The organism is Paenibacillus sp. EKM211P (assembly GCF_011066175.1).
Classification (GTDB): Bacteria; Bacillota; Bacilli; order Paenibacillales; family Paenibacillaceae; genus Paenibacillus; species Paenibacillus polymyxa.
The window spans coordinates 1-215 of sequence record NZ_JAAMNS010000103.1; the positions used below are offsets into that span (position 1 = coordinate 1).

Consider the following 215-nt stretch of genomic DNA (forward strand, 5'->3'; position numbering starts at 1 on the left):
CTCCGCATTTTCCCGGCGGCTCCGCTGTGCTCGATATACTCCAGGAACGCTCCCAGCATGGATGGCACAAAATGGATCGCTGTTACTCCGTTGGCCTCCACCGTTTCGGCTATCGTTGCCGGGTCTTTCTCGCCTCCCGGCTCCAAAAAGCATACTGTCGCTCCCTGAATCGCCCACGAGAACAGCTCCCACAACGATACGTCAAAGGTATAAGG

The 215-nt window shown here is 56.7% G+C and carries 1 protein-coding gene; it reads right to left on the reverse strand.

The genetic code is table 11. The features are described from left to right. The coding region (locus G9G57_RS25580; protein ID WP_164965704.1) for an AMP-binding protein at window positions 1-215 on the reverse strand (215 nt) is incomplete at both ends.